This is a genomic window from Streptomyces sp. NPDC088194 (assembly GCF_040702025.1).
Lineage (GTDB): Bacteria > Actinomycetota > Actinomycetes > Streptomycetales > Streptomycetaceae > Actinacidiphila.
The window spans coordinates 73,038-88,663 of sequence record NZ_JBFBIV010000009.1; the positions used below are offsets into that span (position 1 = coordinate 73,038).

General features: G+C 70.9%; 11 protein-coding genes and 1 tRNA gene. 2 read left to right on the forward strand and 10 right to left on the reverse strand.

Annotation, left to right across the window (positions count from 1 at the left end):
- Nucleotides 1-239: 239 nt before the first annotated feature.
- From AB0399_RS07080 to AB0399_RS07095, 4 genes are all read right to left on the reverse strand, one after another.
- Nucleotides 240-902: a tetratricopeptide repeat protein gene (locus AB0399_RS07080; RefSeq protein ID WP_366410510.1), complete on the reverse strand. Its 663-nt coding sequence runs from the start codon at nt 900-902 to the stop codon at nt 240-242.
- 363 nt (nt 903-1,265) lie between these two features.
- A complete protein-coding gene (locus tag AB0399_RS07085) occupies nt 1,266-1,631 on the reverse strand; it encodes a nuclear transport factor 2 family protein (RefSeq protein WP_329369227.1) in 366 nt (121 codons plus the stop codon).
- A gap of 285 nt (nt 1,632-1,916) precedes the next feature.
- Complete coding sequence (locus tag AB0399_RS07090) at nt 1,917-3,722, reverse strand: discoidin domain-containing protein (protein ID WP_366410511.1); 1,806 nt, start codon at nt 3,720-3,722, stop codon at nt 1,917-1,919.
- A gap of 284 nt (nt 3,723-4,006) precedes the next feature.
- Nucleotides 4,007-5,521 carry a cellulose binding domain-containing protein gene (locus AB0399_RS07095; RefSeq protein ID WP_366410512.1) on the reverse strand — a complete coding sequence of 505 codons (1,515 nt, stop codon included), beginning with the start codon at nt 5,519-5,521 and terminating at the stop codon, nt 4,007-4,009.
- 466 nt (nt 5,522-5,987) lie between these two features.
- Between AB0399_RS07095 and AB0399_RS07100 the strand changes: the two genes are divergently transcribed.
- On the forward strand, nt 5,988-8,912 hold the full coding sequence (locus tag AB0399_RS07100; protein WP_366410513.1) for a glycoside hydrolase family 48 protein: 2,925 nt from the start codon (nt 5,988-5,990) through the stop codon (nt 8,910-8,912).
- 252 nt (nt 8,913-9,164) lie between these two features.
- On the opposite strand, the gene AB0399_RS07105 is transcribed toward AB0399_RS07100, so the two are convergent.
- The 4 genes from AB0399_RS07105 to AB0399_RS07120 all read right to left on the reverse strand — a co-directional run bounded on the left by AB0399_RS07105 (nt 9,165) and on the right by AB0399_RS07120 (nt 12,005).
- Nucleotides 9,165-9,569: a RidA family protein gene (locus AB0399_RS07105; protein ID WP_366410514.1), complete on the reverse strand. Its 405-nt coding sequence runs from the start codon at nt 9,567-9,569 to the stop codon at nt 9,165-9,167.
- Nucleotides 9,570-9,769: 200 nt separating this feature from the next.
- Nucleotides 9,770-9,842 (reverse strand) — tRNA-His (locus AB0399_RS07110).
- Between the two features lie 77 nt (nt 9,843-9,919).
- The gene (gene orn / locus AB0399_RS07115) at nt 9,920-10,537 is read right to left on the reverse strand and encodes an oligoribonuclease (protein ID WP_329369238.1); all 618 of its coding nucleotides are present in this window, start codon (nt 10,535-10,537) and stop codon (nt 9,920-9,922) included.
- A 10-nt stretch (nt 10,538-10,547) separates the two neighbouring features.
- On the reverse strand, nt 10,548-12,005 hold the full coding sequence (locus AB0399_RS07120; protein WP_366410544.1) for a helix-turn-helix domain-containing protein: 1,458 nt from the start codon (nt 12,003-12,005) through the stop codon (nt 10,548-10,550).
- Nucleotides 12,006-12,804: 799 nt separating this feature from the next.
- Between AB0399_RS07120 and AB0399_RS07125 the strand changes: the two genes are divergently transcribed.
- Nucleotides 12,805-13,326 carry a universal stress protein gene (locus AB0399_RS07125; RefSeq protein ID WP_328464365.1) on the forward strand — a complete coding sequence of 174 codons (522 nt, stop codon included), beginning with the start codon at nt 12,805-12,807 and terminating at the stop codon, nt 13,324-13,326.
- A gap of 96 nt (nt 13,327-13,422) precedes the next feature.
- Here AB0399_RS07125 and glmS read toward each other — a convergent pair whose 3' ends face one another.
- Complete coding sequence (gene glmS, locus AB0399_RS07130; RefSeq protein WP_366410515.1) at nt 13,423-15,237, reverse strand: glutamine--fructose-6-phosphate transaminase (isomerizing); 1,815 nt, start codon at nt 15,235-15,237, stop codon at nt 13,423-13,425.
- A 76-nt stretch (nt 15,238-15,313) separates the two neighbouring features.
- Nucleotides 15,314-15,589 (reverse strand): hypothetical protein, encoded by a 276-nt coding sequence (locus AB0399_RS07135; protein WP_328464361.1) that lies wholly within the window; start codon nt 15,587-15,589, stop codon nt 15,314-15,316.
- Nucleotides 15,590-15,626: the final 37 nt, after the last annotated feature.

Sequence of the window (15,626 nt, forward strand, 5' to 3'; positions counted from 1 at the left end):
GTGGTGGGTGGGCTTCTCCTCGGTGGGGGGTGATTGTGGTGTGGGCTCCTAATCGGTTGGGGTGTTTGTGGTGGGTGGGTGGCTGCTCGGTGGGGGCGCTTGGCCGTCTGGTGGTGGGTGGGCTTCTCCTCGGTGGGGGGTGATTGTGGTGTGGGCTCCTAATCGGTTGGGGTGTTTGTGGTGGGTGGGTGGCTGCTCGGTGGGGGGTGTTTGTGGTGGGGCGGTGGTGCGGGGGTTCGCTACATGCGGGTGCGCGCGTCGGCTATCCACTGGAGAACGCCGGCCGCGCCGCACTGCGTGGCCGTTGTGTGGGCCTGGTCCAGTAGACGTTGTGCCGAGTCGTGGTCGCCGCAGGAGTGCCAGAGGAACTCGGCGAGGGCGAGTTGGGCCGCGGCCGCGGCGGCGGGGAGGTTCAGGTCCTCGCGTAGTTGGACTGACTGTTCGAAGCGTGCGCGGGCTTCGTCCAGGCGGCCGGCTGCCTCCGCTGCGAACCCCAGGTGGCGTGTGGCGTATGACTGGGTGAGTCGGTCGCCGGTCGACTCGGCCAGGTCGTAGGACCGTTGGAAGCACGGCACCGCCTCGCCGTATGCCTCCCGGACCACTTGGTGCCAGACGCCGAGCCAGAAGAGGGCCTCGCCTTCGCCGCGGATGTCGCCGAGCGCGCGGTAGAGGGTCACCGCCTGCTGGAACAGCTCTCCTTCTTGCCCTTCGACCACCTCCTTTCGGTCTGTCAGATAGCGTGCGTGCAAGGTTTTGCCGCGGGCGAGCGCCAGGTCCGCCGCCAGTCCGTCGAGCACCTGCTCGGCCCGCGCGGGTGCTGTCCGGTCGCCACCGAACGTCGCTGCTTCGTACAACTGCTCGACGTGGCGGAGTCGTTCCCGATCGCTGATGAGATCACCCATACGGCCCAGCGTAGTGACGGCGAGGAACCGGAGTCGGGTGCCGGACCGTCGTAGTTCGCACACGGTCACGCGTTGTCCGCGCGTGGCCTGGCTCCCGGGAGGCACCCATGGACGGCGGCGGCGGGCACGGCGGCTCCGGGCACGGCGGCGGCGGGCACAGCGGGCATCACGGTGGGCATCACGGCCACCACGTTCACCACAGCGGGTATGACGGGGACCCTGGCGTGGGGGGTTCGGCCGGCCAGGGTCCCGTTCGCGGGACCGGGGGGAAGGAGGGTGGTGCTGCGGTCTTCGCTGTCGCGGTGGCCGTCGTGGTGGTCGCGTTCCTGATCTATCTGGGTACCCGCTGAGGTCGGACGCGGGTCAGGCGCCGGCCGGGACCTTGTCGAGGAAGCCGTGGACGCTGTGGATCAGGCCGTCCGTGCCGACCGACACCACGTCGAAGCCGACCACCAGCGACTCGCCGCCCGCGGGGCCCAACTCCCAGGTGAAGCGGGCGATGTTGTGGTGGGCGTCGACCGGGCCGAGGGTGAAGACCAGGCCCGCGAACTGGGCCTGGGCCCCGGCGACCACCTCGCCGAAGGCGGCCCGGCCCGTGACGTCCGCGAGCGGGTCGGTGTAGCTGCCGTTCTCGGCGAACACCTCGGCGATCTTCCAGGTGCGCAGGGCCGGGTCCGCCTCGTTCCAGATGCCGATGTACTGCTCGACCAGGTGCTGGATGTCGCTCATGGCGTTCTCCCATGTGTCGTGACCGGCACCGGTGTGCCGTGTCGTCGCTGGTCACGACGGTACGGAGCGGGAGCGGGCGGCGAATCTGTCACGTATAGGTAGTCGGGTTGGGCCGGACGCGGAAGCACCGCCGGGGGCGAGCCGGGGCACACGCGGATTCGTGTGCCCGGCCCGCCCCCGGCGGCTCCTGTGGGGGGATCTGCGGGAAACGGTTCTCGGGGGGAGCGCGGTCCGTACGGCGTGGGGAAGATGTGGGGGGCCGTGCGGACCGCGCCGGTCGCGGGGCTAGAAGCCGACCGCGACCTCCATCCACTGCGGGTTCTGCATCGAGGCGTACGCCGCCTGCCCGGCCACGTCGTCGTACGGGAAGCCGTAGGCCAGCCCGTTGATGGCGTGGTCGTGCCAGAACTTGGCGTACCAGTTGGCCGGGTCGCCCGAGTAGAACTTCGTCGGGTCCTGCTGCTGGTCGGCCGGGAGGGTGGCGGTGTGCCGGTTGAGCGCGGCGCACATGCTCGGGTCGCCGGCCAGCGAGCCCGCGCAGCCGAAGATGTCCGAGGTCGCCGCGTTCACGCCGACCGACTGGGCGTAGGAGGTGAAGTAGTTCTCGTTGGCGCCGCCGGCCCGGAAGCTCGGGTCACTGCCCGGGGCGATGATCCGGTACGGCGCCTGGGTCTGCGCCAGCACCTTGAACTGCTGCGGCACGGCGTCCTGGAACTCCTGGAAGACCTGGTCGCGGCTGGTGGTGAAGAGGTCCTGGTTGTCGCCGAGTTGGATGTCCTGACCGGTGTGCGAGTGCAGCCGGATGGCCAGCGGCAGCGCCCAGGCGTCCACCCGGGTGGTGTTGCCGTTGAAGACGTCCGGGCCGATCGTGAACTCGATGAAGTCGTTGTACTGGCTGTTCGGCGAGCCGACGTAGAAGTACATCCGGCCGGAGGAGTTGGCCGGCATGTCGAAGTACGGCTGCTCGGCGATCGAGTGCTCCTGGCCGTCGAAGCTCCAGTAGACCTGGCTGTCGGGATACGCACCGTTGGTCCGGTTGAGTATCGCGACCTCCATCACGTTGTTCGCGGCCGGGATCTGGCTGGTGTCGCCCCAGAAGGAGTCGTCACCGCCGGTGGGCGGAGGGCTGGTGGGGGGTGTGGTGGTGCCCGCGGCCAGGTGCACCGAGAACTCCCACAGCGACACGCCGTACGCCGTGGCCCGCGCGGTGGTGTAGACGCGGACGTAGCGGCCGGTGCCGGTGACGTCGATGTTCTGGATGCCGCCGGTGCCGGTCGTGGTGGAGTACACCGTGGTCCAGTTGGTGGCGTCGTCCGAGACCTGGATCTGGTAGGCGGTGGCGTACGCGGTCTCCCAGTTGAGGCCGACGCTGCAGAGCGGCACCGAGGCGCCGAGGTCCACCCGCAGCCACTGCGGGTCGCTGAACGCGCTGGACCAGCGGGTGCCGGTGTCGCCGTCGACCGCGGCGGAGGCCGGGGAGGCCGCGTTCTCGGTGGAGGACGCCGCGGCCGTCCTGCCCTGGGCCGCGTTGTCGGTGGCGCACGCGGTCGGGGTGACGCCGCCGCCGCCGTAGACCTGGAACTCCCAGAGCGAGTAGCCGTACTGGGTGGCGCGCTGGCTGCCGTACATGCGGACATAGCGGCCGGAACCGTTTACGGACAGGGTCTGGTTGCCGCCGGTCCCGGTGGTGGTGGAGTAGACGTCGGTCCAGTCGGTGCCGTTGACCGAGGTCTGGATCTTGAACGCCTTCGCGTACGCCGTCTCCCAGTTGAGGGTCACCTGGCTGATCGACTGGTTGCTGCCCAGGTCGACGCGGAGCCACTGGGGATCGGCCGCGGCGCTGGACCAGCGGGTGCCGGTGTCGCCGTCGACCGCGGCGGAGGCCGGGGTGCCCGCGTTCTCGACCGACGAGGCGGTGGCGGGTCGCCCCTGCGACAGGAGGGCGCCGGCCGCGCGGGCCGGCGCCTGCGAGGTGACGACGAGGGCGAGGCCCGCCGTCAGCGCGAGCAGGAGGGCAAGGATGAGATACGGCCGGGATCTGTCGTGCCGTCCGGGCCGTGGCCGCACCAACAGCGAAGTGCTGCCTGACATTTGGTATCTCCTCAACCGGGTGGGGGTCCGTGATGGAGGCCAGGGGGACGCGTGTGAGAGAGCGCTCTCTGGCGAGGTGATGTTTACAAGGCCCGTACATCGGCGTCAATAAGTTGTTCAATACTGGCCTGTTGAGCACTGTCGCCGTTTCGAGTCCCGAACGGACAACCCGCTGCTCACGCGGGAATCGCCGGACAACCCGGACATGCGTGAAGGGGCGGCCCCGTACACGCCATCCGTGTACGGGACCGCCCTGTCCGGGGGCGCCGGGAGCCCGGCCGAACTCAGCCCAGCGCGGCCAGATGGTCCTTGAGGCCCTGCCCGTAGGCGGTGGGCGTTCCGTCGTAAGAGGAGATCAGCGACGGGCCGGAGGAGCAGTCCCAGGTGTTCCAGGTCCAGCCCAGGTAGGACAGGTGGTGCGCGTCCAGCCAGCTCATGAAGGTGTCGGTGAAGGCGTGGGCGCAGGTGTTCTCACCGATCTCGCCCGCCACCAGCGGCACCTGGGCGGCGACCGGGGCGATCTGCGAGTCCCAGCAGGACTGGTTGGCGCACGAGTTGAAGTTGTAGACGTGCAGGGAGGCGGCGAGGTTGCCGGTCGGGTCGGTCGGCTCGTGGGCCAGCCAGCCGGTCTCGTCGTTGGAGTACGCCAGGCCGCCGAGCATGATCACGTTCTGCGCGCCGGTGCCGCGTACCGCGTCGACCAGGTCCTGCATGCCGGCCACCTGGTAGCCGATGCCCGGGCAGGTGCCGCCGTCCCGCCAGCAGGTCCACGCCTGCTCCGAGGTGGAGGTGGCGCGGTCCGGGTAGGGCTCGTTGAACAGATCGAAGACGACCGAGGTGTCGGACTTGAAGGTGTCCGCGACGCTCTGCCAGAACGGGACGGCGTACTGCGCGTCCGGCATCGGTTTCTGGCAGGTGGCGTTGACGTCCGAGCAGCCCGCCGAGTTGCCGGTGTACAGGCCGTGCGTCCAGTGCAGGTCGAGGATGGGCGTGATGCCGTGCGCGACCAGCCGGTTCACCCAGTCGGTGATCGCCGCGATGTAGGCGGCGCCGCCGTCTTCCGCCGGCACGTACGAAAGTCCCTCCCAGCAGTCCTCGTTGAGCGGGACGCGGACCGCGTTGACGCCCTTCCAGCTGGTGATCGCGTCGATCGCCGTGTCGTCGACCGGGCCGTCGAAGATGCCGTTGCCCTGCGCGCAGGCGAACTCGGTGCCGGAGCGGTTCACGCCGTGCAGCACCACCTGCTTGCCGGTGGAGTCCACCAACTCGTTGCCGGAGACGTGCAGTTTCGGCGGGGCCGGGTCGCCGCCGCCGTCGCCCGGCGGGGTGGTCGGGGGCGTGGTGGGCGGAGTGGTCGGGGGAGCGGTGCCGTCGTCCTCGTTGCAGGTGGTGCCGTTGAGCGTGAACGCGGTCGGGCTCGGGTTGCCGCCGGACCAGTCGCCGAGGAACCCGGCGCTGATGCTGCCGCCGCTGGGGATCACGCCGTTGTACGACTCGGACGCCACGCTCACGGTGCTGCCGGCCTGCGACCAGGTGCCGTTCCAGCCCTGGGTGACGTGCTGGCCGCCGGGGAAGTCGAAGGTGAGCCGCCAACTGGTGGTGGCGGCGGAGTTGTTGGTGATCACGACGTCGCCCTGGAAGCCGGCGTCCCACTGGTTGGTCACCGAGTAGGCCACCGTGCAGGCCGGGGTGGCGCCGGCCGCGGCGCCGGCGCCGAGCGCGGGCAGCAGCGCGGCGGCGGCCGCCGCCGTGGTGACGGCGGCGACGGAGAGCGCCGCGGTACGTGTTGGTCGTCGCATGTGCGACTCCTGGGAGTGTGGGGGGTGGTGGGGGGAGGGTGGTGCGGTGGTGCGAGGTGCCGGACGTGCCGATGTGCTGTGGGGGTGGGCGTGGGGCCCGGGGCGGGCGCGGACGAGGCGGCCCGCGCCGGGCGGGCCCGGCGGTGCGGGCCGCCTCGTGGCCCGGGTGGTGCGCAAACGGGGAAGGAACATGGACGCGCTCCCACTGGTCCGCCGGAGACCCTAGCGGGTCACCGTCCGTCCCGGTAGGGGTGAGGTAAAGGCCGGGTCGGTTTCCGGTCGGCTCGACCATGATGAAGTGGGCTGTTTTCAGGAGCAATTGACGGATGGTGCGGCATGGGCATGCCGTTGCGATCGGCCTCTTGACAGCGCTTCGTGGCACCCCGATGGTGGGAGCGCTCCCACTGGTTCAGTTGAACTTCCCCCCACGTTCCCCCCACAACGAACCGCGAGGAGGACCTCTCGCATGCCCAGAGGAAGACCTTTCAGAAAGCGGCTGAGAAGGCTGGTGACGGCCTTCACGGCCGCGCTCGCCGTGCCGCTCGCCATGACGGTGGCGGGCGGTACGGCCGCGCACGCGGCGGACATCCGGTGCGCCGTCGACTACACGACCAACGACTGGGGCGGCGGCTTCACCGCCAACGCCGAGATCACCGACCTCGGCGCCGCCCCGATCGACGGCTGGACGCTGACCTACGCGTACTCCGGTGACCAGACGCTGCAGAGCGGCTGGAACGGCGACTGGTCGCAGGCCGGCAAGGCCGTGACTGTCAAGTCGCTGGACTGGAACAAGACAATCGCGGCCGGCGGCAGCGTCACCGCGAGTGCCAATTTCACCTACACGGGCAGCAACGCGGCACCCACCGCGTTCGCCGTCAACGGCACGGCCTGCGGCGGCGCGCACCAGCCGCCGCTGCCGGTGCTGACCAGCCCCGCGGCCGGCGCCACGTACAACGCGGGCGCCGACATCCCGCTGGCGGCCACCGCCGTGGCCGCGGACGGCGCGACGATCACCAAGGTCGAGTTCTACAGCGACGACGTGCTGCTGGGGACCGACACCACCGCGCCCTACACCACGGACTGGTCGTCGGTTCCGGCCGGGGACTACTCGGTGTACGCCAAGGCGTACGACAGTCTCGGCGCGAGCGCCGAGTCCACGCCGGTGGGCCTGCATGTGGTGGCCGGGCCGTCGATCGTGGCCACCCCGGCGCAGGTCTCCGTCCAGCAGGGCGGCACCGGCGGCTTCGCGGTGAAGCTGTCCAGCGCTCCGACCTCCGATGTCACGGTGGCGGTGGCGCGTTCCGCGGGCAACACCGGGCTGAGCGTCACGTCCGGCGCGAGCCTGACCTTCACCCCGTCGAACTGGAGCACCGCGCAGCAGGTCACCCTCGCGGCCGACAGCGGCGGCACCGGCGCGGCGACCTTCACCGCGACGGCCGACGGCTATCTCAAGGCGAGCGTGACCGCCACGGAGATCGGCGCCACCAGCGACTACGACGCGCGCTTCCTGTCGCTGTACGGCAAGATCACCGACCCGGCCTCCGGCTACTTCTCACCCGAGGGGATTCCGTACCACTCGGTGGAGACGCTGATCGTGGAGGCCCCGGACTACGGCCACGAGACGACCTCCGAGGCGTACTCGTACATGATCTGGCTGCAGGCGATGTACGGCCAGGTCACCCAGGACTGGAGCAAGTTCAACGCGGCCTGGGCGACCATGGAGAAGTACATGATCCCCACCCACGCCGACCAGCCCACGAACAGCTACTACAACGCGAGTTCACCGGCGACCTACGCGCCGGAGCACGACCTGCCCTCGGAGTACCCGTCGCAGCTCGACGGCAGCGTGCCGGTCGGTCAGGACCCGATCGCGGGTGAGCTGAAGTCGGCGTACGGCACCGACGACATCTACGGCATGCACTGGCTGGAGGACGTCGACAACGTCTACGGCTACGGTGACACGCCCGGTGGCGGCTGCGAGCTGGGCCCGACGGCGAAGGGGCCGTCGTACATCAACACCTTCCAGCGCGGCTCGCAGGAGTCGGTCTGGGAGACCGTGCCCCAGCCGACCTGCGACGACTTCAAGTACGGCGGCAAGAACGGATATCTGGACCTGTTCACCGGCGACTCCAACTACGCCACGCAGTGGAAGTACACGGACGCGCCGGACGCCGACGCGCGGGCGATCCAGGCCGCCTACTGGGCGGACACCTGGGCGCAGGAGCAGGGCAAGGAGGCCGACGTGAAGGCCACCGTCGCGAAGGCCGGCGAGATGGGCGACTACCTGCGCTACTCGTTCTTCGACAAGTACTTCAAGAAGATCGGCGGTTGCACGAGCCCCACCTCGTGCCCGGCCGGCACCGGCAAGGACAGCGAGCACTACCTGCTGTCCTGGTACTACGCCTGGGGCGGCTCGACCGGCTCCGGCGGTGGCTGGGCCTGGCGGATCGGCGACGGCGCCTCGCACTTCGGCTACCAGAACCCGCTGGCGGCCTACGCGTTGACCACCGACGCCAACATGGCGCCCAAGTCGGCCACCGGCAAGCAGGACTGGACCACCAGCCTGGGCCGGCAGCTGGAGTTCTACCAGTGGCTCCAGTCCGACGAGGGGGCCATCGCCGGTGGCGCCACGAACAGTTGGGACGGCGCCTACGCCCAGCCCCCGGCCGGCACGCCCACCTTCTACGGGATGGCATACGACTGGGAGCCCGTCTACCACGACCCGCCGTCGAACCAGTGGTTCGGCATGCAGGCGTGGTCGATGGAGCGGGTCGCGGAGTACTACCAGCAGACCGGTGACGCGAAGGCCAAGGCGATCCTGGCCAAGTGGGTGAGCTGGGCGATGTCCGAGACCACGGTGAACGCGGACGGCACCTTCCAGATCCCGTCCGACCTCGCGTGGTCCGGCGCACCGGACACCTGGAACCCGGCCAGTCCGGGCGCCAACTCCGGCCTGCACGTGACGGTCACGTCCTACGGCGACGACCTGGGCGTCACGGCGGCCTACGCCAAGACGCTCGCCTACTACGCCGCCAAGTCCGGTGACACCGCGGCCCAGGCGGAGTCGAAGGCCCTGCTCGACGGCATGTGGGACCACTACCAGGACCCGCTGGGCATCGCGGCCCCGGAGACCCGCGCGGACTACTCGCGGTTCTCCGACCCGGTGTACGTGCCGTCCGGCTGGACCGGGACGATGCCGAACGGCGACAAGATCGACTCCAGCTCCACCTTCCTGGAGCTGCGGTCCTTCTACAAGGACGACCCGAACTGGTCGAAGGTCGCGGACTACCTGAACGGCGGGGCCGTGCCGACCTTCACCTACCACCGGTTCTGGGCGGAGGCGGACATCGCGATGGCGATGGGCACGTACGCCCTGCTCTTCGAGGAATAGCGCCACCAGGCCCCCGGAGGCGGGGGCGGCGGGAGATGACCCGGGCGGCCTGACCGCTCCCGGCCCGCCGCCGCCCGTCCCCGGCCCGGGCGCCGGGGCCCGCCCCTCGCCGAGAGTGCGGGGGCGGGCCGCCGGCGCCGTATCGCGCGCCCGTGCCGGTGTGCTGCGGCTCGGCGCCTGGGTACCGGGGCCCGTGTCCGTGTGCCGGGTGCCGGGGGCTGCGTGCCGAGGGCCGGTCTCGGGTGCCGCGCCCTACGCCTTCGCGCCGTCGACCACGGCCATCGCCTCGATCTCCACCCGGAACGCCGGATGGACCAGGGCCGAGACCTGGACCAGCGAACTGGCGGGCAGCCGGGCCGGGTCGAAGTGCTCGTCCCGCACCCGGCGGAAGGCGGGCAGGTCGGAGCCGATGTCGGTGAGGAAGACGGTGATCTTCACGACGTCCGCGAGGTCCGCGCCCGCGGCGTCCAGGACGGTCGCCAGGTTCGCGAACACCTGCCGGACCTGCGCCTCGGTGTCGCCCTCGCCGACCAGCGTCCCGTCCGCGTCCACGGGCACCTGCCCCGAGACGACGACGGTCGTGCCGGTGAAGGCGACCGCGTGGCTGTATCCGTTGACGGGCGCGCTGCCCTCGGGCCGTTCGTATCGAGTGATCACGCGATCATCATGCCGCTTCCCGCCCGCGCGCGGTGAGGGTGCCCAGGTGGCCCGCCGGCCTGGTGACGTGGTGGCGCGGTGACGTGGCGGCCTGGCCGCCCGGTGACACGGTTGACGCGGTGGCCCAGTGACGCGGTGGCCCGGGCAGACGAAAGCGGCCGCTGTTCTGCCGGAGCAGATCAGCGGCCGCCTCGCGTGAGGGTGAGTGACGGGACTCGAACCCGCGACATCCTGGACCACAACCAGGTGCTCTACCATCTGAGCTACACCCACCATGAGCGGCGCTTTTCCCTACCGGGGTGGCGCCGCCTGGAAAAGTGTACAGGGTGGGGAGGGGTGGTCGCGCCCGCTTATCCGGCGGGGTGCGGAGCCGGCGGAAGGACGTGCTTGGCGGCGATCGCGCGGGCGGTGTCCGTGTCGGGGCCGGGGGCGGGCACGAAGACGGCCTCGCGGTAGTAGCGCAGCTCGGCGATGGACTCGCGGATGTCGGCGAGCGCGCGGTGGTTGCCGTTCTTCTCGGGGCTGTTGAAGTACGCCCGCGGGTACCAGCGGCGGGCCAGTTCCTTCACCGAGGAGACGTCCACGATGCGGTAGTGCAGGTGCTGCTCCAGCGTCGGCATGTCCCGGGCGAGGAAGCCGCGGTCGGTGGAGACGGAGTTGCCGCACAGCGGGGCCTTGCGCGGCTCGGCGACGTGCTCGCGGATGTAGTCCAGGACGGCCTTCTCCGCCTCGGCCATGCCGACCCCGTCGGGCAGCTCCTCCAGCAGTCCGGAGGTGGTGTGCATCTGCCGGACGATCTCCGGCATGGTCTCCAGCGCCTCGGCGGGCGGGCGGATCACGATGTCCACCCCCTCGCCGAGGACGTTGAGCTCGGAGTCGGTGACGAGCGCGGCCACCTCGATCAGCGCGTCGTGCGCCAGCGAGAGGCCGGTCATCTCACAGTCGATCCACACCATCCGGTCGTTCATGTGTCTCACCCTACGGGCGATCACGCGGTCCCGGGAGGGCGGCTCCCAGCCCGCGCCCGGCACGCAGCCGCCCGCGGGCCGGCCCGTCGGCCGGATCGGGCCGCCCGGACTGCTCCGGGACCCGTGCGGACGTGGTGTACGCGTCCGGGTCGCCCTTGGCCGGAGCGGCCAGCACCTGCGAGCCGCCACCAGGACCGGCGCCGGGACTGCCGCCGGCTCCGGCTCCGGCTCCGGCCCCCGCTCCGGTCGCGGAGCCGTGCCCGCCGCCGTGCCCGCTCCCGCTCCCGTTCCCGTGGCTGTGGCCGTGACCGTGTGCGGCCCCGGCCCCGGCCGCGGACCCGCCGCCCGGACCGCCCCTGCGCGCGGGTGGCACCTCGGGAGGCGGCACGGCGCGGTCGCTGTCGTCCTGCGGCCTGCGGGCCCGGTACGCGGCGCGGTACGACGCGGGGGACGAGCCGAGCTGCCGCCGGAAGTGCCCGCGCAGCGCCACCGGCGAGCGGAACCCGCACCGCCCGGCCACCTCGTCGACCGAGTAGTCCGATGTCTCCAGCAGCCGCTGCGCCTGGAGCACCCGCTGCGTGATCAGCCACTGCAACGGCGCGCTGCCGGTCAGCGAGCGGAACCGGCGGTCGAAGGTGCGCCGGCTCATGTACGCGCGCGCGGCCAGCGCCTCGACGTCGAACTGCTCGTGAAGATGCTCCAGCGCCCACGCGACGACCTCGGCCAGCGGGTCCGCGCCGATCTCCTCTGGTAAAGACCGGTCCATGTGCCGCTGCCCGGTCTGCCAGTCCGCCCGGCGCGGCGGCACGACCAGCCGGCGGGCGAGCGCGGCGGCCGCGTCCGTGCCGTGGTCGGTGCGCACCACGTGCAGGCACAGGTCGATGCCGGCCGCGGTCCCGGCGGAGGTGAGGACGTCGCCGTCGTCCACGAACAGCTCGCGCGGGTCCACGTGCACCGACGGATAGCGCTTGGCCAGCGTCGGCGCGTACATCCAGTGTGTGGTGGCCGGGCGGCCGTCCAGCAGGCCGGCGGCGGCGAGCACGAAGGCGCCGGTGCACAGGCCGATGATCCGGGCACCCTCCTCGTGCGCGCGACGGATCGCGTCCAGCGCCTCGGGCGGCGGGGCCTGGGATATCGAGCGCCAGGTCGGCACCACCACGGTGCCGGCCCGGGCGAGCGCCTCAAGGCCGTAGGGCGCGGTCAGTTCGAGCCCGCCGGTGGTGCGCAGCGCACCCTCCTCGCCGGCGCAGACCAGCAGCCGGTAGCGGGGCACGCCCGCGTCCTGCCGGTCGATGCCGAAGACGGACAGGGGTATGGAACTCTCGAAGATCGGACCACCGCTGAAGAGCAGCACCGCGACGACCTCGGGCCGGCGGCGCGCGGAGAGCTTGCGGATGGCGCGAGGCGATGCCGATGGTGCTTGCGACGGAGTGTCCGCCGCCGTACCGGAACTGGACTCCTGGCTCATGGAGCTCAAGCCCCCCTCGTATCGACGCGTCGTCCCCTCGGTCCTGCACGTAATCCCCCGCTGTCCAGCGCAGTCACCCATGATCAAATCTACTGTGTCAGGTGGGGCGTTAGTGACAAGTTCACCATCTGACGCTAAGTCGACAAGGCAACGTGGCGTAAAGCATTCGATCACGAAGCGTTTCACCCAGGCGGCCCGCTGGGAAGTACGCCTCATGTCCGGGACCCCGGACCGCACCGTCCGCGTCCTGCCGCATCGTAGAACCGCTGGTGGCGCAGGTGTTAGTGCGCACGGCCGCCAACGAATGCGTAACGGCGCCAAGTTGGCCGAAAATCGCTGCTCCGGCGCGGAATGCGCGTACGGCTTTCGCGGGTATTCCGGGGTGAACTTGCACCTGTGTGACCGCCGCCGGCGCGGTGCACGCGGTGCTGGTCGGGCTGGGCGGAAGGTGGTGACGGGAGTTGTCGGGGAGGTGGCCGCAATGCGCCCCCGCGGTGCGCCCGTGCGCCGAACCGTGCAGCCGGTTGGCGCGATGGCGTCGCACTCATTGGCGCGGTGCCGTTGCGCTCTTGGCTTCCCTCCGGCATTCTCCTGGGAACTCCGGGTACGGAAGACGTACGGAAGAGCCTGTGAAGGGCACGTCAGCTCTGTGCAGGCGCTTGCGCCGGCCGTACCCTGGAGGGAGTGGGACGGGAAGTGGTGAACTGGCCGAAACCGGCCGCTGCGGCGGCCCGCCCCGCGAGAAACGTCTTGTCCGCTGCTCGGCGCGTCAGCGCCGCCCTCGCCGAGAATCCGCATCATGGCCGCTCATGAGATTCCCGAGCCCGCCGACGGCAGGCCGCTTGCCGACTCCGCGGCGGTCCCCGAGCTGGCCACCGCGCGGCACCACTCCTGCGACCCGGCCTTCCGGCACGGCGTCGTCGTCGGCTTCGACGGGTCCCTCTCCAGCGAGCGGGCCCTGTCGTACGCGATCGGGATGGCCCGCAGAACGCACTCCGCACTGATCATCGTGCATGTCGCCAACCGGCTGCCCGCCACCGTCTGGGCCGGCTGCGAGCCACCCGTCTTCGTCGACGTGCCCGACCACCGCACCGAGGTGCTCGGTCTGGAGCTGGCCTGCGCCGACCACCTCGCCGAGATCTCCTGGGTGCTGGTGGAGCGCGGCGGCGACATCTGCCACGAGCTGGAGGAAGTCGGCAAGGAGTACGAAGCCGACGCGATCGTGGTCGGCGGCACGCACGGCATGGTCGGCCGGATCTTCGGTTCGGTGGCCGGGCGGCTGGCTCGCCGGGCGCAGCGGCCGGTGGTGGTCATTCCGTAGCGGCCCGGCCGGTGCGGGCGCGGTCTGTTCGGCCCGTGCGGCGGGCCCGGCCGGGGTGCGGTCCGGGCCCACCACGGGTGTTCCAGGGGCCGCGACTCACTCCACGGTGACCGACTTCGCCAGGTTGCGCGGCTTGTCGATGTCCCGGCCGAGCGCGAGAGCGGTGTGGTACGCGAAGAGCTGCAGCGGGATGCCCATCAGGATCGGGTCCAGCTCGTCCTCGTTCTTCGGCACGATGATCGTGTGGTCGGCCTTCTCCTGCTCCTGGTGGGCCACGGCCAGGATGCGGCCGCTGCGGGCCTTGATCTCCTCCAGCGCGGCCCGGTTCTTCTCCAGCAGGTCGTCGTCGGGCACGATCGCCACCGTCGGCATCGCCGGCTCCACCAGCGCCAGCGGGCCGTGCTTCAACTCGGAGGCCGGGTACGCCTCGGCGTGGATGTAGCTGACCTCCTTCAGCTTCAGCGACGCCTCCCGGGCCACCGGGTAGCCCCGCACCCGGCCGATGAACAGCATCGACTTCGCGTCCGCGAAGTGCAGTGCCAGCCGCTTGATCTCCGGCTCGGCCTTGAGGATCTCGTCGATCTGGCCGGGCAGCCGCCGCAGCCCCTCGATGATCCGCCGGCCGTCGGCGACCGACAGGTCCCTGATCCGGCCCAGGTGCAGCGCGAGCAGCGCGAAGGCCACCACCGTGTTGGTGAAGCACTTCGTGGACACCACGCACACCTCGGGCCCGGCGTGCACGTAGGTGCCGCCGTCCGCCTCCCGGGCGATCGCCGAACCCACCACGTTGACCACGCCGAGCACCCGCGCGCCCTTGCGCTTCAGCTCCTGCACGGCCGCCAGCACGTCGTACGTCTCGCCGGACTGCGACACCGCCACGTACAGCGTGTCCGGATCGACCACCGGGTTGCGGTAGCGGAACTCCGAGGCGGGCTCGGCGTCCGCGGGGATACGGGCCAGCTCCTCGATGAGCTGCGCGCCGATCTGGCCCGCGTGGTAGCTGGTGCCGCAGCCGAGGATCTTGATCCGCCGCACCCCGCGCGCCTCGCGCGGGTCCAGGTTGAGGCCGCCCAGGTGCACCGTGGCGAACTTGTCGTCGATCCGTCCGCGCAGCACCCGGTCCACCGCCTCGGCCTGCTCGGCGATCTCCTTGTGCATGTAGGTGTCGTGACCGCCCATGTCGTACGACTCGGCCTCCCACTCCACGGTGGTCGGCGTGGCGGTGGTCCGTGAGCCCTCGGTGGTGTACGTGCGGAAGTCGTCGGCCTTGAGGGTGGCCATCTCGCCGTCCGCGAGCGTGACGACCTGGCGGGTGTGGGCGACGAGCGCGGCCACGTCGGAGGCGACGAACATCTCCTTCTCGCCGATGCCGAGCACCACCGGGGAGCCGTTGCGGGCCACCACGATCCGGTCCGGGAAGTCGCGGTGCAGCACCGCGAGGCCGTAGGTGCCCTCGACCGCGCGCAGCGCCTCGCTGACCCGTTGCTCCAGCGTGTCGGCCTGCGAGCGGGCGATGAGGTGGACGAGTACCTCGGTGTCGGTCTCCGAGGCGAAGACGGTGCCCTCGGCGGTGAGCCGGGCGCGCAGCTCCGAGGCGTTGTCGATGATGCCGTTGTGCACGATGGCGACGGCGCTGTCCGCGTCGAGGTGCGGGTGCGCGTTGGCGTCGCTGGGCGCGCCATGGGTGGCCCAGCGGGTGTGCGCGATGCCGGTGGTGCCGGCGAAGCGCTTGGGCACGCGCGCCTCCAGGTCGCGTACCCGGCCCTTGGCCTTGACGGTCCGCAGCTCGCCGGACCTGCCGGTGATCACGATGCCGGCCGAGTCGTAGCCTCGGTACTCCAGCCGCTGCAGGCCCTCCAGCAGCAGTGGTGCCACGTCACGCCTGCCGATGTAGCCGACAATTCCGCACATGTGCCGTCCCTCTCGGTCGTACCTGTCGGGGGTGCCCGGTGCGCCCCTGAGCGCCCGGTCGGGTGGGGGTGCCCGGTCAGCCGTAGACGATCCGGCGCAGCTGGCGCTGGGAGAGCGCGGCCGGGGCGACCGCCCGGTGCGGCAGCTCCTCGCCGATCCGCTCGAAGATCTCCGTGTTGACCAGCCCCTTCGCCTGGAGCTCGCGGTGCCTGCGGCGGACGTACTCCTCGGTCGTCTCGTCGAAGTAGGCCAGGACGTCCAGCACCACCCGGGACGCCTCGCCGCGGTGCAGCGACGTGGTGCGGACCAGGTGGTCGATGAGGTCTTCGTAGGACGTCCGGTGTTCGGGCACCCGTTGATACTCATCAGATCATCCCTGCTTTGCAAGA

What these genes read in the sequence shown, in the direction of transcription:
- AB0399_RS07080 (WP_366410510.1), bottom strand. Translation starts at nt 902, where the DNA reads ATGGGTGATCTCATCAGCGATCGGGAACGACTCCGCCACGTCGAGCAG.
- AB0399_RS07085 (WP_329369227.1), bottom strand. Translation starts at nt 1,631, where the DNA reads ATGAGCGACATCCAGCACCTGGTCGAGCAGTACATCGGCATCTGGAAC.
- AB0399_RS07090 (WP_366410511.1), bottom strand. Translation starts at nt 3,722, where the DNA reads ATGTCAGGCAGCACTTCGCTGTTGGTGCGGCCACGGCCCGGACGGCAC.
- AB0399_RS07095 (WP_366410512.1), bottom strand. Translation starts at nt 5,521, where the DNA reads ATGCGACGACCAACACGTACCGCGGCGCTCTCCGTCGCCGCCGTCACC.
- AB0399_RS07100 (WP_366410513.1), top strand. Translation starts at nt 5,988, where the DNA reads ATGCCCAGAGGAAGACCTTTCAGAAAGCGGCTGAGAAGGCTGGTGACG.
- orn (WP_329369238.1), bottom strand. Translation starts at nt 10,537, where the DNA reads ATGAACGACCGGATGGTGTGGATCGACTGTGAGATGACCGGCCTCTCG.
- AB0399_RS07120 (WP_366410544.1), bottom strand. Translation starts at nt 12,005, where the DNA reads ATGAGCCAGGAGTCCAGTTCCGGTACGGCGGCGGACACTCCGTCGCAA.
- AB0399_RS07125 (WP_328464365.1), top strand. Translation starts at nt 12,805, where the DNA reads ATGGCCGCTCATGAGATTCCCGAGCCCGCCGACGGCAGGCCGCTTGCC.
- glmS (WP_366410515.1), bottom strand. Translation starts at nt 15,237, where the DNA reads ATGTGCGGAATTGTCGGCTACATCGGCAGGCGTGACGTGGCACCACTG.